We start from the raw sequence: 25,972 nt of genomic DNA, 5'->3' as shown, positions 1-25,972 counted from the left end.
CGCACTGTTACTTAACTGAAATTTTTACTTTTTGAGTAATGCTACGGGATGAATTACCTAACCGAAGGATGTATTCACCGGCTTCTGCATTCCATGCTTTTTTTGATTCGTCATAAAATGCCAGATCGGCAACTTTCACCTTCATTTCTACCGTTTTTGTTTCGCCGGGCTTCAAAAAGATTTTATTAAACCCTTTAAGCTCTTTTTCAGGACGCAATACCGAACAAACCGGATCGCTCACATATAACTGCACAACTTCGGCTCCGTAACGGCTTCCTGTATTTCTGATAGTGAATTTTGCACGGATGGTTTCACTTTTTCCATAGCTTAATTTATCAGTCGAAAAATGGCTGATGGAAAAATCAGTATATGAAAGCCCATAACCAAAGGGAAATTGCGGTTGAATTTTCTTGGTGTCGTACCAGCGGTATCCAACCAATATGCCTTCTTTATATTCGGCCGTCTGGTCTTTACCCGGATAAGTATTTAAGTAGGCAGCGGGGGAGTCTTTTAACGACACAGGGAAAGTAAACGGCAATTTGCCCGAAGGGTTTATAACGCCTTTTAATACATCGGCAAGTGCATTACCGGCTTCTGAACCGTTAAACCACGACCAAACAACGCTGTGGTTCGATTTTTTAATTTCATTAAGATCATATGGGGCGCCGGCCATAATCACAATAATGGTATTAGGGTTAACGGCGCTAACCGCGTTAACCAATGCCTGCTCCCCAAAAGGCAGCGCCAGGTTTTTACGATCATGACCTTCACTTTCATATTCACGATTTGAACCAATACATAAAATAGCAACATCGCTGGCTTTTGCAATTGCCACCGCCTCATCAATCAGGTTTTGGTCGGGTTGATCATAGCCACGATTTTGGTCGTCAGTTTTACTTGCCAGGTAGTTCGCTCTGTATCCCTGGGCAAAATTGATACGTGCGGTTTTGCCAAACCTGGATTTTATACCATCTAATGCTGTAACCTCGTTCTTAGCCTTTACACCTGCACCATACCCTCCCAAAGCAAAAGTGCGCACGGCATTATCGCCTATAACAGCAATACTTTTAATGGTGCCCGCTTTTAAAGGCAATAAATGGCTGTCATTTTTTAGCAACACGATAGATTCTGAGGCAATATCATACGCGGCTTTGGTATGCGCCAGTGTAGCAATAGATCCTTTAGGATGATTGACACTCAGGGAGGTATGGTACATCACCCACAAAACCCTGTACACTTTATCATCAATGGTTTTTACTGATACCCGGCCGGCCTTAACAGCATTAAGTAATGGTTGGGCAAAATACCATTGCTCATACGGTCCGCTTGATCCCATTTCAATGTCAAGCCCGTTGTTGGCTGCCGCAATGGTATGATGAGTACCGGCCCAGTCTGACATGACCGCCCCTTTAAACCCCCATTCGTTTTTTAACACTTTATTCAATAAAAAATCATTTTCGGAACACCAATAACCATTCACCTTATTATAGGCCGACATAATGGTGTAAGCATTGCCTTGCTGTATTGCGGCTTTAAATGCCGGGAAATAAATTTCGCGTAAGGTCCTTTCGTCAACTAATGTGTTTACACTATCACGGTCAAGTTCTTGATTGTTGGCTGCAAAATGTTTTATACACGCTGCTACGTGCTGACTTTGAATCCCTTTTACAGATTGAATAGCCAATTGACTGTTTAAATACGGATCTTCTGAATAATATTCATAGGTGCGACCGCAAAGCGGCATTCTGCAAATATTAAATGCGGGTGCAAGCATCACGTCTTTTTTTCGGGCATTTGCTTCTTCACCTATAACTACACCATATTTGTTTGCCATTAGGGGGTTCCAGGTGGCTGCTATTGCCGAACCGTTTGGTAAAAATGTAGCGGAGTCCGTCGTCCAGTTAGCCGACGCCCAATCAAAACGCTTTATTTCTTCGCGTATTCCCAATGGGCCATCGTCGCACGTTAACTCCGGGATGCCTAAACGGGCTACGCCTGCCGAAGAAAATAACGCGTTGCCATGAAGCATCCCTATTTTTTCTTCCAGCGTCATTTTTTTTATGATGCTGTTGATCTTTGCTTTTAGTGCCGCCTCCCTTTTGTTTTGTGCCGAAACCCCACTAAATAGAAAAAGCATTATAACACAGGTAATTGTATATTTCATAAGTAACTTTATTTTATTTTTCATTGTCGATTAAAATGTATTGATCAGAATATGCCGGTGAGCTGATGTTTATGCTATTTTTCGCCATTGCCGAAAATTGCTTTGCATATTCAATATCAGGAAGTCCTCCGTTTGATAGCTCTCCGGCTGCGCCGTCAGGCCAGTTACTATTGACGTACACCTTCCCTAAAAAATCTCCGTTGTCTGTTTCGCCGGTAAACGTATAATAGTAGCGGCTTTCTGTAGCAAAGTTTTTTTTGTAAAAAAATGCCGGGACCTCTCAGTAAAGCCCCGGACATCCACTTATAATCAACTAACACTCTCTTTTATTTAACTGATATCGCCAATAGTCATTTTAATTGTTGTGCGTCGCCTGTCGTACTTTCTAAAGGCCCGCTCCTTTTTTCAGCGAATCCAATGTACGCTGGTTTCCTATGGTGTTAGTTTGGCGGTTAAATACGTCGCTTGCCCATAAAAATGGCAGCACACCATTTGCTTTGGCTTGCTGTGTTACATAACGATAGAAATGCATTTGGGAATTTACCGACAACAGTGAATCCGCCGAATACCCTTTTAATTTATCAGCGTGATATTCCGTACCATATTCGCCCATGATCACTGGCATCCCCTTATCTACAAAGTTTACTTTGGCGGTGTGAAATATAGAATCTACATAATGCTCTTCTGTCGAGGCCGAAGAGTTTCGGTCCAGGAACAGCGGATTTTTTGTATGAAGGCTGGTTCCCCAGAAAAACGATTCTTTTCCCCAGCTGGCGTCGGCAGATAATATGCAAAAATTTGACGGGGTATAATAATGAAACTCAAGTATCATTTTATTAGGCGTTGGGTCTACCGGTAATTGCACCGCTTTAAACACGTTACTCGCCTTCAAGTACTGGTTAGCCAAATCGATTGAAGTATTAGGTGATTGGAGAATCAGCGTACGATAACTGTTTTTACCGCCGGTACTGCGCACCGCGTTAATAAACGTTTGATGATAACGCATTAACACATTAGATGTTGGTACATCTGTAGCATTAGGTTCATTGGCGCTGGCAAACATTAAATGTTCGTCAAAATCCCGCAACGTTGTGGCTATTTGCTCCCAATAAGCTTTTTGCTTAGCGTTAATAGTATCCTGTTTAGCACCAGTTGCTGTACAATCAAGCCAGCCACCGTCCCAGTGAATGTCAACCATCACATACACATTATCCTTAATGCAATATTGAACCACTTCTTTTACCCGGGCAAGCCATACTGGGTCAATTTTGGCAGTTTTTTTATCGATTATGTGCGACAAATCATACTGAATGGGTATCCTTACGGCATTCATACCAGATGATTTTACCAAATCGATCAGCTGCTGGCTAACTGCCGGGTTTCCCCATCCGGTTTCTCCACTCGGAACTTCCATGGTGTTAAAAATATTATATCCCATTTTAATATTTGCCGCCAGCTGTGTGGCAGTACTGCCCATCCCGGTTGCATCGGGGGCTTTGGCCGATATATTATATGATGGATAAATTTTGGCATTTTGTAATATGGAAATTCGCCTTCTTTGCCCATTAGTTGAACTCAAATTTAAAAGTACGGAGCGGCTCATGCCCGATGAATTTGCTGCTGCTGTTAAATTAATGGCAACATCGCCGCTGTTACCTGACGTTTGGCTTAAATGAAGCCATCCTAATCCGGCAGTATCAACACTCCACGCGGCATTAGTGGTAAATTTTAAGGCCACGGTTCCACCAGCTTCCGGGATAGTATCTGTTAAATTTGAAAGCGTAAGCTGTGCAGGCCCGGTTCCCGATTTTTTACAAGAAACCACAACTAAAACTGCAAACAATATTCCCGCAATTTTATAGGCCCTCTTTATTCTTGTTATTTTCATATTTATTTTTTTATTGAAAATGTTATCTTTTAATTAAAGCTCCATAACAGTATGCCGCTATGAAGCTTTAACCTGTTTATTTAATTTTTACGACCCTAAAATTGTCAAAGGCTGCATAAAATCCTGTTGACGTGCCCGAACCGCTATAGTTATGGATATACAATATGAAGCTGGTTTTTCCTTTCGGGCCCACCAATTTCATAAGGTCGGATACGGAATCTCCCATACCATCGCCAAGTGTAGCATCATTTGCGCGGAACGATGACAGTGGGATTGTTACAGTAATCCAGCCTTTTGTAGTGAACGATGTTCCAGTTTTTTGCCATGGTTCCCATCTGGCTATATAGCCGCCTATTCCGGTTACAAAATTAATTGTACCGCCATTCCAGGCTTTAGGAACACTTACGTCAAATTTAAAGGCCCAATTACCTGGAGCATCACCAAGGCTGGCTGTTGGTATCCACTGTTCTTCGTCAAATGGTATTTCATAAGTGGGCGGCCAGGAAGCCGATCCCTCCCCGGGTTTGAGAATATCTGTTTTTTTCGCAACATGTTGTGATTTATTTGTTGTGATCCCGGAAAAAGAAGCATCATATGACTCCCAATCGCCTTGAACGTAGGTACCGTTATACAGGTTTGACCCATTCCATGTAAAGCCAAAAGGGCCACTCCACTCCATATTGGCTATCAGACCTGTCGATCCATCGTGCACATTGTATACGGTAGTACCTGTGCCAAACTTTGTAGTAACAGATACCGGCCCGCTTTGCGATAGCTGAGGCGCAACAAAACCGATAGACTTTAAATCTTTTGACGTTGTAAAAGTGGTAATTGCAGTACCCGCAAAAGTTAGCGATTGAATATTCTTTAAATAGGTACCGTAAATATAAACCGAATCGCCTGGGTTGGCATTTTCGTAGGAAACCCCGGTAATGGTTGGTTTGGCATTTATTGTATCCCGAACGGTACCAGACTTGGTGGTTACTACTATTTGGCTGTTGGGTGTTGTTGCCGGCATGCGGAAACCCAAAGAGGTTCCATCAGCGCTTGAGTTAAATGATGGAATTTTGGTTCCCCCATATATAAACTGTTGAACTAACACTAAATTTGTACCATACAGATAAACCGAATCGCCCGGGGCGGCAAACACATTAGATATAGCCGAAAGAGTAGGCGCCGGCGGTCCTAATTTAAAAGAGAACGTTGTTGTGCCTGCCGTTGTAGCATACTTTACCGTATACAGTTTGGTAGTATCAATTGTTGAAAACTGTATGGCAGGTATTTGTACCACCGCACTGTTGGGAGCAAATAAAGCACTGTTAAAAGGAGCAGGAACACCGTCAAAATAAATTTGAGTTGCATTTTGCAAATTCTGCCCGGTTATTACCACCCACTGGCCTTTTGCCACTGCGCTATGCAAAACCGTATCATTAGGCGAAGCTACATAACTCTTAATAGCCGCGATAACAGGAGGGGCACCTCCGCCGCCATCAGTATTCTTTTTACAAGCTGGTAATAAGGCCACTACCATGAAGAGAAGCGGCAAAAAACACAAGCGTAGGTATGATTTCTTTTTCATAACAATATGTTTTAAATGTTTTAATTAATAATATGGTACCGGTGGCTGTGTCAATTTAGGATCACTGGTCAACTCTGATGACGGAATTGGCAACGTAAATGAACTGATAATTGCCGGAAGCGTAGATGGCAGTGCAGTGGTGTCCCTTTTTGCTGTTTTCGTTGCAGGGTCATAAGTAAACGAAATCCGGCCATGAGTGGCATCCTGATCATTAAGAAACTTCACAGCATTAGCCGGATCATAATAAGAATACCTAACAAGGTCAATCCAATATTGTCCTTCAAAAGCAAGCTCAACCCTTCTTTCAGTACGCAGTATAGCAGGGGTTATCACAGTCACAATATCCACGCCGGCCCTTGCCCGCACTTTATTAAAATAAGTTAAGGCATCACCATCGCTCGTAGTAGTATTATTGCCCAAAATAGCTTCGGCATATACCAAATACACATCGGCCAATCTAAGAATTGCATTGTGTTCGATGGATGACCATGTATCCATTGTTGGCGAATTGTTATCTTTTTCGTTGCCAATAATGTGTTTTTTCAGGCCCGTACCTGTCGCCTTATAACCACCGCCGGCAGCATTCAATTCTGGATAAAAATCGCCGTTGAGCATAATAGTGGCTTTGCGCCTTACCGTATCCTTAGCAGAATACATCCGGTATAAATCATAGGTTGGTTGTAAGCCCTCCCATCCACCTTGTTGTTGAGGAAGGACAGCGGCCGTTGGCGAAAAATAAGTTTGCAGATTGTTGCCGTTTCCATAACCTACACCTGCGGCCCATTGAAGGGAAAATAATGATTCAACGTTATCGTTGTTTTGCGCCTTGAAAAGATCATAATAACTGGGAAGCAAATTTAACCCGCTATTTTTACACACATTGCCCGCATACTTTTTGGCACTGTCCAATAAAGCCTGGTCGCGGCTGCCACTTTTGCCTAAACCCGCCATCGTCAAATATACCTTGCCCAGCATTCCCTGTGCCGACCAGGTAGTTACCCGGCCTTTTTCATCTGTTTTGGGGAGGTGTTGCGCTGCGTAAGTCAGGTCTTTAGCAGCGAATTTATAGACATCCGAAGCAATGTTGCGATTAAGCAGCGGATCTTTTATCAGTTTGCTGTTATCTTCAATAATTGGCACCGCACCCCAGTACACCGCCAAATGATAATAAGCTACTGCACGAATAAATTTTGCCTCACCTAAGGCGGCATTTCTGTCTGCTGCCGAAATGGACGGAGACGCCTGTTGCTGTATGGCATTGATAACGCTATTACATTGCGCTATAACATTGTACAACCCAACCCAACCAGTTGTCACGAGACCATTTTGCGCAGTAATAGTACGTGTAAAAAGCTGTACTATATCGCCGTTGTACTGAAAGCTGCCGGTGCCGCTCAATACGTCGCCAAGTGGTATCAAGGCGCCATTGCTCCATTGCCACCACAGCGAACCGCCGTAAAGGCTTGCCGTAGCCAGGCGTAAATCGGACGTGGTTTTGTAAAAATTATTAGAACTTATCTGCGAGTTGGACGGACGGTCCAAAAAGCTCTTTTTACATCCTGCCACTGCTGCCGCACATAGCAGGATGATGATAATTTTGTTAATTAATTTCATAAACATATATTTTTAATCGGTGATCGTTTTATTATTTCAAGGTTATGTTTGCACCAATAGTAAATACTCTTGGCTGCGGATAATAACCGCTGTCCCAACCTGCCTGAAGCGGGTCCCACGAACCAATTTCAGGATCCATGCCTTTATACTTTGTAATTATAAAGGCATTGGATACATTGGCATATATCCTAACAGAATGCACAGATATTTTTGATAAAAGACTTTCTGGCAACCGGTAACCTAAAGTGATATTTTTGCACCGCAGGAATGAGCCATCCTCGATCATCAAACTATTAGGGCGATTATTACTGTTGGTATTGTCATTTCTCACGCCTACAACTGTTGTATTCGGGTTGGTAACATATACATTGTTAACATCGGATGAAGAGCCGTTAGGATCTACCATTGCCAATTTTGCATAATTTAATACCGATGTAAAATAGGTAGTATGATTTTGCGGATCGGTTTGCGGTATAGCCATTTGATTGAACACTTTGTTGCCATAGCTGCCACTGAAGAAAATATTCAGATCAAAATTTTTGTAGTTAAATGTATTATTGATACCATACTGGAATTTGGGGATCGGGGAGCCCAAAAAGGTTTGATCTTTTGAGTCGATAATACCGTCGCCATTCAAATCCTTGAACATGCGGTCGCCGTACCAAATACCTCCGCCCGATGGAGAAATCGGATAAGGGTTACCGCTTGGGTCAGCAGGCCGGGCATGGTTTTGAAAATCTTTTGGAGTTGCAAAAACCCCATCGAATACATAGCCATAAAATTCGCCAATGGGCTGGCCCACAGTCGTTTTTTCAATTATATCGTTAATTACATAAGATTTCTTGCTTAAGTTAGCGTCACTTCCCCCTGCACCTAAGTAGGTCACTTTATTATTGTTTCGCGATATGGTAAAAGCAGTTTTCCAACTGAAATTTTTAGAAATAATATTGGTAGAATTGATTTGGAAATCAAACCCTTTGTTGCTCAGCGAGCCGACATTGGCATAAGGCGCCTGCATGGATCCCGGCCCATAACCCGCAACAGTACCAGTGTATCCTGGAAGCGGCACCTGTAACAAAAGGCCGTGTGTTTCGCGGTCGTAAACGTCTAATGAAAAACCTAACCGCCCATTCCAAAATGATCCGTCAATCCCAGCACTGTAATAATCTGTTTTTTCCCACTTTACAGACGGATTTGCCAAATTGTTTTGAAACTGCGCTGTACCTGATAAGCCATTTGCCACCGATGTAAGTTGGGTTACAAAGGTATTGCCCGGTATCCCTTGATTGTTGGTAAGGCCATAACCGAGTCTCAGCTTCAATTCATTTATACTTTTCACATCTTTCAAAAATGCCTCGTTACTAATTTTCCAGGCAAATCCACCTGAATAGGTAGTAACCCAACGATTATTGGACGGAAAATTTGAGGAACCATCGTTCCGTACATTGCCGGTGAGCAGGTATTTATCATCCCATGAAAAATTGACACGGCCGAAATAAGATTCCTGCGCAGAGCCGCCAGTGGGGTTTGAATTTGAATTATCGCCGGAGTTTGTGGCAGTAATAGCATCCCCCGCATTAATGGCCTGCACATTGTTTGAAGGAAAATTCTTTCGCGCGCCGCTAAGATTTTGAAAAGTGCTCTCCTGCGATTCATGCCCTGCTAAAGCATTAATATGAAATTTATTGAAATTATGGTTATAAGTTAAAAAATTGCGTATTACAATATAAAAATTTTGGCCGGCGGCAGAGGAACCGTAGTTAGGGCTGGGAGTGCCTTTACCAAAACTATAAGTTGGTGAAAACTTATCTTCCGTATTAAAATCGAAGTTACCAGATAATTCATTTCGCAGCGACAGATCTTTAGTAAATTGTACTTCGGCATACACATTGCCGAATATTTGATTCCTCCTTTTTAGGTCTTTGACAATTTGCGCCAATGCCACCGGGTTGGCAACAGGTTGTACCCAACCGTTGGGGTCGGTAACACCACCCCAGGAGCCGTCAGCGTTAGTTACCGGAACATCCGGGGTAAGGCTTAGCGCGGTGCTGATTACATTACTGGCGGTTGAATTTACATTTTCATTAATATGCGCCAATTGAAGGCTGGTTCCTATTTTTAGCCAATCTGTGGTTTTGTTATCTAAATTCAGCCTTAGGGAGTATCTTTTAAAGTCAGATCCAAGGGCTATCCCTTCCTGGTCAAAATACGAGGTTGATAGTAAATATTGGGTTCTGGCATCCCCCCCGCTTACAGTAAGTGTGTGACTCATCTCCGGTGCCTTCCGGAATAATTCTTTTTGCCAGTCGGTACCAGGGCCTAAATATTGAGGATTGGCAAATTCGGGCCTGGCATCAAAGCCCCAGGCAACGGCCCGGGCATTAATAAAAGTAGCAAGCTGTGGCAAATTTACTGTAGGGAGCCGCTTGGGTATTTCCTGGTAACCGGTATAGAAATCATAACTTATCCGCGGTGGTCCGGCTTTGCCCCTTTTTGTAGTGATAACAACTACGCCATTGGTTGCCTGCGAACCGTATATGGCTGTTGCCGAAGCATCTTTCAATACATCTATTGATTCAATTTCGGCAGGATTGATAGCATTTAATGGATTTGAACCATTACCGGGGTCGGAAACCGGAGGGATAATAATACCATCTACAACGTACAGTGGCGAATTAGAGCCGCTTATTGACGACACGCCACGTATTTGAATAGATACCCCGCCACCTGGCTGGCCCGACACTTGTTGAACCACAACCCCTGCAACTTTGCCCTGCAGGGCCTGGTCAAAAGTAGTTGGTTGCGTTTGGCGCAGATCGGTTCCAGATATTGAACTGATGGCCCCGGTAGCATCTTTTCTTTGTATTTTGGCATAACCTATAACCACCACTTCATTTAAGTTGCTGGAGGTTGAATTTAGCCTGACGTTTATTACGCCAGCTTGTTTAACAGCTACTTCCTGTTGCGCATAACCCAAAAAATTAAAAACGAGCACTTTGCCTGGCTCAGCCGCTATGGTATAACTACCATCAATGCTGGATATGGTTCCGAGACCGGTCCCTTTAATTTTAATACTTGCTCCTGGTATCGGCTGACCATCATCGGAACTTGTTATTTTGCCAGTAATATTTACGGTTTGTGCATGGGCCGAAAAATAAAGGAATATGACCGTGATGATTAATAAAATTTGGCATTTCACCCTCTTTTGTAAATTTTTATCCATCTGATAATAGGATTTTAATGTTTGATAATTGGTTCATTGTTGCTTGGTTAACTATTAATTGGTTTTTCTTTTATTCATAATTGGTTTGTTATCATATCTTTTGAGATACCCAAATGCCTGGAAACAACTTTTAAACTATTTACTGTTCAGTTACTTACGTGAATAAATACCCGGACAATCAGTAAAAAAATTCAGATACAGCCAATTGGTTTGTTAATTTGGTTGCTGATTAACTTTCAGGTATCACTTTCCTCGCATCGTTTTTAATCTCATAACTACACACAACGGCTAATGGCATTATCGACAATGGCATAAAGAGCGTCTAGTGAGATATCGCTTGCTACCGTAGCAGGCAACTCATGCTTACCTTCTCATTTAGGCGGTATTAAACATGGCAGCTGAATAGGTTTTGTCCACTGCCTGGCAGGCAAATAACACAAGCGCCTATTTAAGTACGCGTTTTGGCATAATGCTTAATTTAAAATTAGGTTACTATAAAATTGGTTACTATACCTGCACCATTGTTGATCAACAGGTATGCGGCAGTACATCGAGCTTACACCGCTATATGGAGGATAAAATTAAAGGGCTCGACGCAATCGATTGTTTACAAATAGGGGCACAAATGTTAAGCTGTCACAATTACCTGATTAACAATAATTTAAATAAAAAAAGCAAACATTATAGCGTATAAAAAGACCTACAATAACTAAATTGGTTAACAAAATGGGCCTAAAAAATAGAAATTGTAAAAGGGCTTATCAGATTGGATGGCTGTTAATTAGGTGCCACATGCTTTTTATTACTAGCATATGCAGATGGAAGGCAATTAAATTCGGCCTTAAAGCATCGCACGAAATACTTCTGGCTTTTAAAGCCAACTTTGTATGATATCTGTGATATGGTTAATTGTGAGCTTTCAAGCAATTGAGCGGCGCGTTTTAGGCGGATAGACCGGATAAGGTCTACCGGCGACTTCCCGGTTAAAGCCAACGCTCTTTTATATAATGTAACCCTGCTTACGCACATTTCACTGCTCAGTTCCTCTACCGAGAAATCGCTGTTGCCAATGTTTTTTTCAATAACCTGTACTGCTTTTTTAATAAACGCTTCATCAAATGATTCGACCACTATTTCCGTTGGCTTAACATCCAATTGCTTTTGATAGGTTTTGCGCATATCTTGCTGTATGGCCAATATATTTTTTAATTTGGAGGTCAGTATCTCGAAATTGAAGGGCTTGGTCAGGTAATCATTAGCGCCGGTTTCAAGCCCCTGCAATTGCAGCTCTTCTCCGGTAACTGCGGTAAGTAATACCACAGGTATATGTGATGTTCGTTTATCGTTGCGTATTTTTCGGCATAGGTCGATACCATTCATTTCGGGCATACTGATATCGCTGACTACAAGGTTAGGATGCAGAGCGAGGGTTTTTTGCCATCCCTCCTTTCCATTAGCAGCCTCAATAATGTTAAAGGTATCATTTAAATTATCCTTTAAATAAAAACGAAAATCCTCGTTATCTTCAACCAGTAAAACAGTAAGTTTTTTAATCGCATTGTCGCTTCTTGCCTGTACCCAGTCTGGGGCTTCGGTTATTGCTACAACAGGTAATTCAGGTTCATTGGCGGATACTTGTTCCTCGCTTGCTAAATCAACCGGTAACAGTATCGTAAAATAGCTGCCCTTTCCCGGTTCGCTCTCTACTGATATTTTGCCATTATGCAGCTTTACAAATTCCTTCGTTATTGACAATCCTATTCCGCTTCCCTGGTTAACCATAGTGCCGGGGACTTCGTTTTGAAAAAAGCGTTCAAAAATCTTCTCTTGCTTATCAAGCGGAATTCCAATGCCTGTATCAAGAACCTTTATCTCCAGCAATCGTTTTTCAGGAGTTTTTTCAATCATTGCCAATAAAACACTTACATGCCCGCCATCCGGCGTGAATTTAAATGCATTGGAAAGCAAATTGAAGATGATGCGCTCTATTTTATCGTGATCAAAACTGATTGTCAGACTTTGAATTTCCGAATCGAATACCAGCGTGATGTGTTTTTTCTCGGCCACATCCGAGAAAGAGTAAACCATTTCCTTGATAAAACTTATAATATCCCCGTTCCGTGCATGCAGCCTGAGTTCCTGTACCTCCATTTTTCTGAAATCAAGCAACTGGTTTACCATATTTAATAAACGTTTGGCGTTACGGTTTATCAAATGCAGCTGATCTCTTTGTTCCTCTACTACAGTATGCTTTAAAATCTTATCAACCGGGGCCATTATCAACGATAAGGGGGTTCTGAATTCATGGCTTACATTGGTGAAAAACTTGATTTTCATGATATCAAGTTCATGCATACGCCGCGCCTCCTGGCGTTCCTGTTCAATTAATAATTTAGCCTCCCGCTTCTCCTTTTCATTTTCAAACTGCCTTCTTATTTTTTGAATCCCCCTTCGGCGCATAAAAAAAAGCATTCCTGCTATGAGCAGTATATAAATAAAATAGGCTATTGTCGACTTCCAGAACGGAGGCAATACTTTAATTTTTAATGATATATAATCAGGCGCCCATTTTCCCTCCTGGCTAACGGCCCGCACCTTAAAAACATAATCACCGCCATCAAGGTTTGTGTATGTAGCTTTTCGTGTAGCATTATCCGCGTCAAGCCAATCCTTGTCAAAACCCTCCATCATGTACTGATGCTTTACTTTATTGGGGTTAAAAAAATTGAGTGCGGCAAATTCAATTGTAAATACGTTTTCGCTATGTGTCAGTGTCAGCCCGCGGGTTGCCGAAATGGCTTTTGACAATATTATATGTCCGTTAACTTCTTCATTAGCCTTTATGCTTTTGTTAAACAGCAAAAAATCAGTAAAAGTCAATTTTGGCTTATATATATTGGCATGTATGGTTAAAGGATCGAAAATGTTAAAACCATGCCCACCTCCAAATATCAATTCGCCCTTTCTGGTTTTAAGGGCAGCACGTGTATTAAATTCCCGGCCTTGCAGGCCATCTGTTTCATCAAAGTTTTCAAATCTGAAAGTATAAGGCACTTTTTTGGTGGTAAAGCTTATCCTGCTCAATCCATTGGCTGTACTTAACCAGATTGTTCCCCGGTTATCCTCCAGTACATCCATTATGGTGGTGGCCGGCAATCCGTTTTGCTCTGTTAATGAACTGACAGACCCTGTTTCCGGATTAATTATGCTCACCCCTTCGCGCGTTGTTATCCAGATGAGGCCGCGACTGTCCTGTGTGATACAATTTATACTGTTACTGATCAAACTGTTTGTGCCTTTTTTATCAGCGCTGTAATGAATAACCCGGCCCTTGTTTTTCAATATTACATCAACGCCAAAGTATCCTCCTACCCAAATATTACCCACCTTGTCCTCCAAGAGTGTGGCTATGTATGGAGACCTGATATCCACTTGCTTAAAAGGGGCGTAAAACATCTTTTTGTCTCTGTCAAATATTTGAAGCCCCCCCGCAAATGTTCCTATCCATAACCTGTTCGAAGAATCTTCAAGAATACTCCATACCCGGTTATCTGCAATACTGCCGGCTACCTTATCATCATGTTTATAATGAATAAATTTTTTTCCGTCAAAACAATCCAACCCGCCGAAATAGGTTCCTATCCATAATTTCTGATCATGGTCGATACATAAACTAACAATGATATCATTGCTGAGGCTGTTTAAATTTCCCTGCTCGTACTTGTATTGCTTAAAACCGCCGGTTTTACGGTTAAAGTAAATCAGGCCCCCTCCGTTGGTACCAATCCACAGGTTGCCATTTTTATCTTCAACAAACTTGTTAGCATCCTCAAAACTCAAACTTTCGAAATCCGAGGCGAAATGCCTGTAGAGTGGAAACCGGATAATATTTTTATGATAATAACTTACCCCTTCTTTAAATGTACCGGCCCACATAATACCCGAATCATCTTTATAAAGGGTCACACTGTTTTGACTTAGCGATTTGGCATCGTCCTCCCGGTTCAGTAAATAGGTTATGGTGATTTTTTTTTTATCTAACACGTTTATACCGCCATGATCGGTGGCTATCCATATCAAGCCATCATCGGCCTGAATAATATTAGTGATGATGTCTGACCTTAATTTTGCCCCGGTCGACTCCTCAGTAATATGCCGGAATGCCCCGGAAGAAGGACTGTAATAATATGCGCCGGAATTAAAATTAGAAGAATATAACCATAAATCATTATCCCTGTCTACGGTAATTGAGTAATTCCCATCCTTATTGCTGGCAGCTTTACTAAAAACATCGGTGTTATAACCAATTCTATCCTGGTTGATGTCAAATCTCTCAACTACCCCATCGCGATATGCTAACCATATATTACCGGTTGCATCCTGTGCAATATCTGCAATAAGATTTGAATGTAATGACGCACCTAAGCGATGGTGATAGTACCGCCTGGTTGTTTTGTTTAATTCATTATACCTGTAAAGGCCAGAATCGGGGCAAACAAACCAAAACTCGCCTTTGCCGCTGCGGATTATCTTAGAGACAAAAGGATATCCGGGAAGTTTTAAAGAACCTGTCATGAGCGATATATCACTATCAAACTGTTCTGTTTCAGGATCGTAAAAACAATATCCGCTGCGCGTTGATACCCATAATTTTTTACCTGGTCCTTCAAAAATACCGGTTACAAAATCATCGATAAGGGATTTTTTGTTATAAACATCATGTTTGAATATTTTAAAAGTGTATCCATCGTAACGATTAAGGCCCGCTGCCGTGCCGAACCACATAAAACCTTCAGAATCTTTAAAGACGGAGTTAACCTGGTTGTTAGACAAACCATTGCTTCTGTTTAGCTGCGAAAATTGGTATTTGCCGTTTTGGGCAAAAGCAACATCAAGCATCAACAGTAAAATAAAAGCGCTTAGCGATAATTTATATCTCATAGCTTGAAAGTAGGGGTATTAATAACATTCAGTTAATAGATTAGGCTATCTGCAACAAATGCAAAATTTATGGATATGGCTTTAGTAAATATCGAATTTTGAACGTGTAAATCCAAAAGTACTGCCTTTGACCAATGTTTTTCTTTCCGTCTGCGCATCTGTATGGTAACATCTCTGAATACTTTAAGCATAACACATATGCCGCCGATGATTTTCACCATCAGTAAGGCCCATTAATGCCCAGATTAATGCAAAGTTTTAAGGTATTCGTTCTTTATATTGGTTGATTCAAACCTACAGCAAACCATTACTTGAAAATTTGATTGAAATAGACTTTTTTTTGTAAAAACCCGACTTTATTATATTTAAAGCATTCATATACACTCTGGTATATCAAAGCAATTTGCATATTTGTTGTTCAGATGATTAAAAGGAATTTAAAACACACTTTTTCGCTCCTTAATGTTGACCATGTAAGGCTTAACTCAAAATGGAATTACAGCAATGTGATCAGCCCATATTACCGTATATATTATATAGATGATGGAGAAGGTGATATATCAGATGCGGCCTGTTCATTGAAGCTTGAACCAGGCTATTTGTACATCATTCCGAGTTTCACCCTATGTAATTTAAACTGCAGTAATTACCTGGGCCAGTTTTTTGTTCAGTTTTTTGAGGATTCGATAGATGGAACCTCACTTTTTGCCAATAACAGGGCTGTATTGAAAACAAAAGCTACCGAAATGGATATTAGCCTTTTTAACAGACTCCTTGAAATTAACCCGGGAAGAGGAATTAACCGGTCTGATAACCCCAAGGTGTATGAAAAAGACATTTATTATAAAGAATACCAGGAACTTAACAATCAGCAAAACACTTCAACATACCTGGAAACCCAGGGTATCCTGATGATGCTGACCGCCAAGTTCCTGAACCCCCAATTATTCAAACATCCGGAAAATAAACCTATCCCGGTAAAAATTGCCGAAACCCTAAATTATATCCTTGTTAATTTACACATAGATCTCTCGGTGCAACTGCTCGCCTCCCGGGCTAATCAAAATGTGGATTACTTTTCAAGGCAGTTTAAGCAGCACACGGGAACCAGGCCATTAAATTATATAAATCAAAAACGTGTTGAGCGTGCGCAATATCTGATGGCGACAAGTAGAATGTCTTATTCGGAAATTTGCACTCAAACCGGATTTGACAACCTTTCTTATTTTTCTAAAACCTTCAAAAAACTGACTGGCATGTCGCCCAGCGAATATAAAAAACAGATGTACCAGGTCGGTTTTAATCATTAGCCTCCAAATGCGGCAATAGTAACACGCTTTTATCATCAGCTATGATACAATATTGAGCTCATCATAGTCTGAAATAAGCACAGAAAACGTTTTAATAATTCCTTTTCGGGGTCGGCCGCTACACGATCAACAAAGCAATGGTGCGAAAAAATGCTCAACCTCATCAAAATAATAACTTTCATTATATAAGCCAATTATAATTAGATTCATATAATCCCTGTGGCTTAATTAATTCCTTTTACCAATTCCAATTTCCGTTATTGTAACATTATGTAAAAAGTCGGTTTTTTACAAAAAAAAGTCCCATTAGGTCAATTATTTAGATATTCTTTCAAAGAAATTTGATTTATCAATTGTAAATGCGAATTGCCGATTAACCAATTATAAATATAGAGTGACTTATAGCGTTTCCTGCTATTTATTTATTGCAGATAGGTATAACTATTTATTAAATCACCAGAACCAATTATGAACAGAAGAACATTAATAAAAGGTTTAGCCACGGGGGTATCTTCCTTATACCTTTCTAAACTTTATGCTAACAATTTGTTGCAAACCCATTCAAATCCTGACATTGCCGCCGGGCCGTTTCAACCAAAATGGGATTCATTGGCTCAATACCAGGTGCCCGATTGGTTTCGTGATGCCAAGTTCGGAATGTGGGCGCACTGGGGCCCTCAATGCCAGCCCGAACGCGGCGACTGGTACGCACGCGGGATGTACCAGGAAGGCAGTGACCAATATAAATACCATGTTCAAAAATATGGGCATCCTTCAAAATTTGGTTTTAAAGACGTTATTAATGAATGGAAGGCCGAGAACTGGAACCCTGAAGACCTGGTTGGCCTATACAAACAAGCCGGAGCCAAATATTTTATGGCACTGGCCAATCACCATGATAATTTTGACCTTTACGACAGCAAATACCAAAGCTGGAACTCCACTAAACTGGGCCCAAAAAAAGACCTGGTTGGCGGCTGGGCTAAAGCCGCTAAAGAACACGGCCTGCCTTTTGGTGTAACTGTACACGCCTCCCACCCATGGACCTGGTATGAAGTTGCGCAGCGCGCTGATAAAACCGGACCGTACGCGGGTGTGCCCTATGATGGCAAGCTCACCAAAGCGGATGGTGCTGGTAAATGGTGGAGTGGCTATGACCCACAGGAATTATATGCGCAAAATCATGCATTAAGCAAGGATAGCCTTAATGACGACAGTATGGGCGCCCACTGGGACTGGGGCAATGGCGCAAGTGTACCCAATAAAGCTTATTGTGATAAGTTTTTGAACCGCACCATAGAGTTGATTGACAAGTATGGCCCCGAGCTGATTTATTTTGACGACACTGCATTGCCTCTTTGGCCGGTAAGCGATGCCGGCTTAAAAATAGCGGCGCATATGTACAATACCAGTATTAAAAAACATGGTAAACTACAAGCCGCGCTGTTTGGTAAAGTATTGAATGAGCAACAGCGCAAATGCATGATATGGGATATAGAACGCGGCCAAAGCAACCAGATAGAGCCTTTGCCATGGCAAACGGATACCTGTATTGGTGCATGGCACTATGATCGCCGCATATTTGATAATAAAGGATACAAAAGCGCCAAAACGGTGGTGCATACCCTGGTTGATATTGTAAGTAAAAATGGCAACTTGCTCTTAAACATCCCATTACGTGGTGATGGCACCATTGACAGCGAAGAGCGTGCGGTAGTTGAAGGCATAGGAGCCTGGATGCAGGTTAACAGTGAGGCAATTTATGGCACCCGCCCTTGGAAGGTATTTGGAGAAGGCCCGGCAACAGATTCGGCGGCACCTATCAATGCGCAGGGCTTTAATGAAGGCAAGGGAAAACCATTCGGGGCCCAGGATATCCGGTTTACAGTAAAAGGTAAAACCCTTTACGCTACTATGCTGGGTTGGCCCACTGGGAATGAGGCGCTTATTAAAAAGCTAGCAAAAGGTAACGAAGCAGGTAATATAACCAGCGTAAGTATGCTTGGAAACGATAAATTGAGTTTTGAACAGACAGAGGCTGGCCTCAAAGTAAAATTGCCGGAACAGGCTCCGGGTAAAGATGCATTCGTTTTAAAAATAGAGGGGGCTATTTAATAAATATCATGACAAAGAATAAAAGTCTTTTCCCATTTATATTAATTACCAGTTTATTCTTTTTATGGGGTTTCGCTCACAACCTCGACCCTATATTGATTCCTCACCTAAAAAAGTCTTTTACACTTACAACCGTTCAGGCTACGCTGGTGGATTCGGCTGTGTTCATAGCCTATTTTTTGATGGCCTTGCCAGCGGGCTTTATTATGAAAAAATATGGTTATAAAACAGGCATTATAACAGGCCTGCTTATTTTTGCGTTTGGCTCCTATTTATTTATACCTGCAGCCAATATGCAGCAATATTCATTTTTCCTGGTTGCCTTGTTTATTATTGCCTGCGGATTAACTATTTTAGAAACAGCCGCCAATCCGTATGCTTCATCGTTAGGCGATCCCGCAACTTCTACACAAAGGCTTAATTTTGCACAATCGTTTAACGGACTGGCTACAACCCTGGCGCCTATAATTGGCGGGCGTATTATACTTACCAAAGGCTATACAACAGCGCAATTAAGCGCAATGACAGAGCAGGGCCGCAAACTGGCGCTTGCCGCCGAAGCTTCTTCCGTGAAAATGCCCTACTTTATACTCGGTAGCATACTGGTAATCATCGCTATTATCTTTGCCTTTACCCGACTGCCGCGTATTCAGCAGCATGAAGGGCATGCCGCCAGTAAAAATATTTTCCATGCCCTAAAGCACCGCCATTTGGCCTGGGGTGTAGCCGCACAGTTTTTTTATGTGGGTGCGCAGGTTTGTGTATTTAGTTTGTTTATCCTGTATGCACCAAAAGCTGCAGGCCTTACCGAGGTAAAGGCTACCTACTATTTGGGGTTATGCGGCGCTGCTTTTTTGATAGGCCGATTTATCGGTACATTTTTAATGAGGTACTACGCCGCGGCAAGTTTGCTGGCAGTTTATGCCGGCATCAATATCTTACTTTGCGTTGTCGCCATTTTAGGCCATGGCATGGTTACCGTTTACACGGTTATCGGCATCTGCTTTTTTATGTCCATCATGTTTCCAACCATTTTTGCGCTGGGTATAAAAGAATTAAAAGCTGATACGGAGTTCGGCAGTAGCCTCATCATTATGTCCATCGTCGGCGGAGCCATTATGCCGAGAATATTTGGTTACATCAGCGATATAACCGGTAATATTCAATACGGCTATGTGGTGCCATTGATCTGTTTTGTGGTGATAGCATTTTTTGGATTTAAAGGCTACCGCGTAAAAGTGCAACCTGAAGAGTTACCGGTTTCAGCTATCTTTTAAAATAATTCATCCTTACATGAAAGAAATTAGTTTACCCAAAGTAATTTTTGGAACCAGTGGCTTAGGAAACTTATACGTAGCGCTTTCAGATGAAGCTAAATGTGCTATTGTTGCGGAAAGCGTCAGGTGCTCCCCTAAACCAGCCGTATTTGATTCTGCTGGTAAATACGGTGCCGGGCTCGCGCTTGAATCGCTGGGAAACGCTTTGACACAATTGGATGTAAAGCCCTCAGATGTATTGATCAGCAATAAACTGGGTTGGCTGCGCACCGCATTAAAAACCCCCGAACCTACTTTTGAACCCGGTGTATGGCGCGATCTGAAATATGATGCCATTCAGCGGATAAGTTATGAAGGAATTTTGGAATGCTATGAACAGGGCAATGGGCTGCTGGGCAATTATCATGCAGAACTGGTGTCGGTACATGACCCCGATGAATATCTGAATGCAGCAAAAGATGAGCAGGAACAAGCACAACGCTACCGGGATATAATGGAGGCTTACCGCGCGCTGAATGAATTGAAACGGGATGGTAAAGTGCAGGGCATCGGTGTAGGTTCGAAGGATTGGCGGATCATAAAAAAAATAACTAATGACGTGAAACTTGATTGGGTAATGATAGCCAATAGCATGACAATTCATAGCCATCCTCCGGAATTAATAGAATTTATGCAGGAGCTTGAAAAACAAGGTACCCAGATCATCAATTCGGCCGTTTTTAACGGCGGCTTTTTAACCGGGTCAGCTTATTATAATTACCGATTGACTGATCCGATAAAAGACAAACATCTATATAACTGGCGGGAGTTGTTTTATGGCTTATGTACAAATTACAATATAAAACCGGCCGATGCATGTGTGGCTTTTGGACTAAATGGGCCTGGCGTTAAAAGTATTGCCCTGAATACCACCAATCCTGATAGGGTTTCACAAAATATTGCGTTGGCCTCATTAAAAATTCCAGCACAATTTTGGAAAGAGATGATACAATACGGTTTAGTTGACGAATCGTACGCTTCCGCCTATTTGTAAAAAATTAAATAGCACTATGAAAAGATACTGTTTGGCCCTTGATTTAAAGGATGATCCGCAATTGATAGCAGAATATGAGCATTGGCATAAGGCTGAAAATAGCTGGCCGGAAATACGAAAAAGCATATTGGATGCGGAAATTCTGGATATGCAGATCTACCGTACGGGCAACCGCTTGTTTATGATCATGGAAACAAGCGATCTGTATGAGGCTAAAAAAAAAGAGCAAATGGATGCACTTAACCCAAAAGTACAGGAATGGGAACAGTTAATGTGGCTATTTCAACAACCCCTCCCTTGGGCAAAGGATGGGGAAAAATGGGTGATCATGGAACAGATTTTTCAGCTATAAAAACATGCAAGTAAAATCTGATTGACGCAATTCCGCGACGGTGGCTTTATCTTATTTTGTTTTCACCAAATAGCTTTATTGGAACACCGTGTAACAGTAAATTATTATCGAACCTTTTATAAGCCGATGAATAATGTACCTCATTCTATAGAGAGCCAAACCGTTATAAAATTTCAGGATCTCCCCTCTCCGGGCTACAAACGGTGAGAAATGGGTGACAATGGATAAAATATTTCAACTACAGGATTAAACTTTTATAAAAATTTAATATGAAAAGCGTTTTTTTTATTCTGAGCTTTTTTTTAGGCTCAGTTGGTTATGCCCAACAAATTCTATCCCCTAATAAAAAAATTAAGTTGGTTGTGGAAATGCAGCCAGCAGGCCAGAAAGGGTTAGGTCAAGCCTATTTTAAAGTGCTGTATAAAAGCAAGGAGGCTTATATTGAAGTGTTGCCAGCTTCGCCATTAGGCATTTCAAGGGAGGATCAGCAATTCATATTAAATCTCAAACTGATTGGTGAAAGCAAGCCTGTATTGGTTCATGACAAATACGAAATGCTGACAGGAAAGCGGAAGCTTTGCGAAAACTTTGGTACCGAAAAAACATTTAATTATCAGAATGACTCAAAACAGTCCCTGAATATCACTTTCAGGGTTTATAACGATGGGCTTGCTTTCAGATATACTTTTCCCAATCGCTCAGACTCCAGTTTATCTATTAAAGACGAAGCGACAGCTTATGTTATCCCTGAAGGTACCGCAAGGTGGATGCAGCCATTTGATCAATCTTATGAAAATTTTTATCCGCTTAGCACCACTGGAACTAATGAGAAAAACAGCGGCGAATGGGGATATCCGGCCTTGTATAAGGTTAATAACCAGTCATTATGGGTACTCATTTCTGAGGCAGGTATAACCAGGCAAAATTGCGCAGCAAAACTTAACAATAAACAAAATACAAACCTGTATAAGGTGAGTTATCCTGTGGCAAAAAAAGACATGCACGGAGGAGCTGTTTCCAATTTACCGTGGAAATCGCAATGGCATGTGATGATAGTAGGAAAGCTGGCCGACTTGGTAGAAAGTACACTAATTACTGATGTGAGCGAACCTGCCGCCTTTAAAGACACAAAATGGATTGAACCTGGAAGTGCAGCTTGGGTATATTGGGCCTACAATCACGGCTCAAAGGATTATCAAAGGGTGATTGAATACATTGACCTGGCAGTAAAAATGAAATGGCCCTATGTACTTATTGACTGGGAATGGGATACAATGGCAAACGGGGGAACTTTAAATGACGCGTTGAATTATGCCAGGAGCAAAGGCATCAAAACGCTTTTATGGTATAACTCGGGTACCGAGTGGCTTGGCGCGACACCTGCTGACAGGCTCTTAACACACGAGAAAAGAGAAAAAGAATTTTCATGGCTGAGAGAGATTGGAGTATCAGGGATCAAGGTCGACTTTTTTGCGGGAGACCAACAGGCTATGATGCAATATTATATTGATATTCTGGAAGATGCGGCAAAACACAATCTGCTGGTAAACTTTCACGGAGCTACCGTACCACGTGGCTGGGCGCGCACTTATCCCAATTTAATGAGTACCGAAGCGGTGTATGGTGCAGAATGGTATAATAACAACGGCATTTTAACAGATAAGGCTGCTTCGCATAATACCACTCTTCCATTTACTCGGAATATAGTGGGTTCTATGGACTACACACCGGTAACTTTTTCCAATTCGCAACATGAACATAAAACTTCCTTTGCTCATGAGTTGGCTTTGGCTGTGGCATTTGAATCCGGATTACAGCATTTTGCAGACAGGCCTTCTGCTTATTATGACTTACCTGAAGCCCCCCGGGAATTTCTAAAGAACTTTCCTACAACCTGGGATGAAACAAAGCTGATAAATGGTTATCCGGGCGAAATGGTTGTTATAGCTCGAAGAAAAGGTAAACTTTGGTATGTTGCCGGGCTTAATGGAAAAGATACAACGCAAACACTCAATCTTACGTTTAACTTTTTAGGCAACTCAAACTATTCTTTCCAAATATTCAAGGACGGAATAGATACAAAATCTATTACAGGCGAAGCCAGAAGCATCAAAAAATCAAATATGCTGCAAATCCAATGCCTGCCAAGAGGCGGTTTTGCAGGAGTAATTAGCGAGTAGAACTCAAACACACTTAAATAAAAAATATCATGAAACGCAGACAACTTTTAAAGCATCTGGCAGCTTCAGTTGCGGCAATGAAACCCAAACTATGTTCAAACAAAAAATAAAAATTACGGCAACCGGGCTTGTATTAGCTCTTATATGCCATTCTTTTGCTGTAAAGAGCCAGCAGATGCGGGCATCACACTTGATCTGGCTACAGTGCAATTAGATTCGCTGGTAACCACCCTGGTGTTAAAAACAAAAGGCAAATAGCGGCCCCAAATATTGGATCAACAAGCAATCAACAAAAGGAAATAAAGAAATAATAGCCAGGTGCAATTAAAACAAGGGAAATCGCTTTTAAAGATTTTCATACAAAAAGGTAGCTCCTATGGAGCAAAAAAGCATAAAGACACTTGTTCTACAAATAGGTAGCCGCTATGCGGCACCAATATTTAATAATATGAAAGAATGCCGCATAGCGGCTACCTGTTTGTAGAAAGAAAAGAATCAGGAAAAATGCCGCATAGCGGCTACCTATTCTGCCCGTTGAAAGGTATTACCTTATCCAAAATGTTAACAGCGATTTCCCGGCAATTAAAACAAGGTAATCACCAAAGTATCTTAAATTATGTATAAGCAATTTCTTATTGTAATCATCCTGATCACTGCTCTTAAATCTGTAAGAGGGCAAGATAATCAAAATCTAAAATGGAATACCTGGGCCACCTGGGGAGATCAGAACGATGGCACTTATCGGAACCCAATATTGCCTGCGGACTACAGCGATCTTGATTGTATCCGTGTAGGAGATGATTATTACGCCATATCTTCTACTTTTCAATATTCTCCGGGAATAATCATCCTTCATTCAAAAGATCTGGCAAACTGGACCATAAAAAGCCATGCAGTGCCTGATATTACACAAATATCTCCTGAAATGAACTGGGATCGAATGAACCGGTATGGTAATGGCATTTGGGCCGGAGCAATACGTTATCATCAAGGTAGATTCTGGATTTATTTCGGAACGCCTGACGAGGGGTATTTTATGACAACAGCTAAAAATATAAAGGGACCATGGACTCCGTTACATAAAATCATGGGTGAAGCCGGTTGGGATGACTGCTGTCCTTTCTGGGATGATGACGGCCAGGGGTATTTCATTGGTACAAATTTCAAGGATAATTATAAAATACACCTCTTTAAACTCACTGCTGACGGTAAAGATATCATTAAGGGTACTGATAAGGTTATTTACCAATCAAAGGGAAGTGAGGCTAACAAACTTTACAAGATAAACGGAATCTACTACCATTTATTCAGTGAAATGAAGGCAGACGGCCGGACTGTAATGATGGAGCGCTCAAAGAATATTTGGGGGCCTTATACAGAAGTTAAGCAGTTGAGCCATGCACAAAGCTGTATAAAATCACCCAACCAGGGCGGTATTGTACAAACACAGAAGGGGGATTGGTATTTTCTTACCCATCATGGAGACGGAGATTGGTTTGGCAGGATCATGAGTTTGATCCCCGTGAACTGGGTAGATGGCTGGCCAATTTTAGGAAAAGTGGGCGAAGATGGAATTGGCACCATGGTTTGGGAGGGCAGGAAACCTGTTGCTGGAAAAAAAATCATTACTCCCCAAACAAGTGATTATTTTTCGGGAACCCGATTGAATGAACAATGGGAATGGAACTACCAGCCGAGGGCTGATAAGTGGTCTTTGAAGGAAAGAAAGGGTTGGCTTAGGCTTTATGCGTTCAGTTCGCTTGAAAAGAATGATAACCTTACAAAGGTGGGTAATATCCTTACGCAGCGGTCTATGTCTACTCAGGCTAACGAAGTAATTGTTAAACTGGATCTGAATAGAATGGCGGACGGCCAAAAAGCCGGGTTCACTCATTTCGGGCATCCAGCTTATTCGGCCATAGGCGTACGTTTTGACGGAAAGATAAAAAGATTGGAATACAACTTAAAAGGCCAGATAACAGATGGAGATCAAATAAATCAGAACATTCTTTGGCTGCGGTCTGTTTGGGGTCTTGATGGTGTTAGTCAGTATTCATACAGTACCGATGGTACGAATTTCAAGAATTTTGGGCCTGCGTACAAGTTAGTGTGGGAGGCCTATAGAGGTGATCGTTTGGGGATATATTCTTACAATAACAAACGGGAAAAAGGATATGTAGATATCGACTTTTTTAACTATACATTCTCAGGTCCTGAAAAACAAAGAAATAATTAAAATTCTATATGCAAGTCAAATACATTGCCGCTCAAAAATTGACGAGATTTTGAAGGACAC

At 41.5% G+C, this 25,972-nt stretch carries 13 protein-coding genes; 7 read left to right on the top strand and 6 right to left on the bottom strand.

The window, feature by feature from the left end:
* Positions 1–7: 7 nt before the first annotated feature.
* The 6 genes from AC1DYB_RS22250 to AC1DYB_RS22225 form a co-directional block, all read right to left on the bottom strand.
* Positions 8–2,164 carry a glycoside hydrolase family 3 C-terminal domain-containing protein gene (locus AC1DYB_RS22250; RefSeq protein ID WP_477438115.1) on the bottom strand — a complete coding sequence of 719 codons (2,157 nt, stop codon included), beginning with the start codon at positions 2,162–2,164 and terminating at the stop codon, positions 8–10.
* 385 nt (positions 2,165–2,549) lie between these two features.
* Positions 2,550–4,052 carry a cellulase family glycosylhydrolase gene (locus AC1DYB_RS22245; RefSeq protein WP_477438113.1) on the bottom strand — a complete coding sequence of 501 codons (1,503 nt, stop codon included), beginning with the start codon at positions 4,050–4,052 and terminating at the stop codon, positions 2,550–2,552.
* A 76-nt stretch (positions 4,053–4,128) separates the two neighbouring features.
* On the bottom strand, positions 4,129–5,631 hold the full coding sequence (locus AC1DYB_RS22240; protein WP_477438111.1) for a glycan-binding surface protein: 1,503 nt from the start codon (positions 5,629–5,631) through the stop codon (positions 4,129–4,131).
* A gap of 24 nt (positions 5,632–5,655) precedes the next feature.
* On the bottom strand, positions 5,656–7,245 hold the full coding sequence (locus AC1DYB_RS22235) for a RagB/SusD family nutrient uptake outer membrane protein (protein WP_477438109.1): 1,590 nt from the start codon (positions 7,243–7,245) through the stop codon (positions 5,656–5,658).
* Positions 7,246–7,276: 31 nt separating this feature from the next.
* Entirely contained in the window at positions 7,277–10,468 is a 3,192-nt protein-coding gene (locus AC1DYB_RS22230; protein ID WP_477438107.1) for a SusC/RagA family TonB-linked outer membrane protein, read from the bottom strand.
* A 777-nt stretch (positions 10,469–11,245) separates the two neighbouring features.
* Entirely contained in the window at positions 11,246–15,409 is a 4,164-nt protein-coding gene (locus AC1DYB_RS22225; RefSeq protein WP_477438105.1) for a hybrid sensor histidine kinase/response regulator transcription factor, read from the bottom strand.
* A 422-nt stretch (positions 15,410–15,831) separates the two neighbouring features.
* On the opposite strand from AC1DYB_RS22225, the gene AC1DYB_RS22220 reads away from it, so the two are divergent.
* The 7 genes from AC1DYB_RS22220 (at position 15,832) to AC1DYB_RS22190 (ending at position 25,912) form a co-directional block, all read left to right on the top strand.
* Entirely contained in the window at positions 15,832–16,719 is an 888-nt protein-coding gene (locus AC1DYB_RS22220; RefSeq protein ID WP_477438103.1) for a helix-turn-helix domain-containing protein, read from the top strand.
* 468 nt (positions 16,720–17,187) lie between these two features.
* Positions 17,188–18,834: an alpha-L-fucosidase gene (locus AC1DYB_RS22215; RefSeq protein WP_477438101.1), complete on the top strand. Its 1,647-nt coding sequence runs from the start codon at positions 17,188–17,190 to the stop codon at positions 18,832–18,834.
* An 8-nt stretch (positions 18,835–18,842) separates the two neighbouring features.
* Positions 18,843–20,111 carry an L-fucose:H+ symporter permease gene (gene fucP, locus AC1DYB_RS22210; RefSeq protein ID WP_477438099.1) on the top strand — a complete coding sequence of 423 codons (1,269 nt, stop codon included), beginning with the start codon at positions 18,843–18,845 and terminating at the stop codon, positions 20,109–20,111.
* Between the two features lie 16 nt (positions 20,112–20,127).
* Positions 20,128–21,144, top strand: a complete 1,017-nt coding sequence (locus AC1DYB_RS22205) for an aldo/keto reductase (RefSeq protein ID WP_477438096.1) — start codon at positions 20,128–20,130, stop codon at positions 21,142–21,144.
* A gap of 16 nt (positions 21,145–21,160) precedes the next feature.
* The gene (locus AC1DYB_RS22200) at positions 21,161–21,496 is read left to right on the top strand and encodes an L-rhamnose mutarotase (RefSeq protein WP_477438094.1); all 336 of its coding nucleotides are present in this window, start codon (positions 21,161–21,163) and stop codon (positions 21,494–21,496) included.
* Positions 21,497–21,765: 269 nt separating this feature from the next.
* Positions 21,766–23,676: a glycoside hydrolase family 97 protein gene (locus tag AC1DYB_RS22195; RefSeq protein ID WP_477438092.1), complete on the top strand. Its 1,911-nt coding sequence runs from the start codon at positions 21,766–21,768 to the stop codon at positions 23,674–23,676.
* 616 nt (positions 23,677–24,292) lie between these two features.
* Complete coding sequence (locus AC1DYB_RS22190; protein ID WP_477438090.1) at positions 24,293–25,912, top strand: glycoside hydrolase family 43 protein; 1,620 nt, start codon at positions 24,293–24,295, stop codon at positions 25,910–25,912.
* Positions 25,913–25,972 lie beyond the last annotated feature (60 nt).

This window comes from Mucilaginibacter sp. P2_A4, from assembly GCF_056405015.1.
The sequence above is the reverse complement of the archived record's forward strand: the minus strand, read 5'-3'. Positions and strand labels throughout refer to the sequence as shown.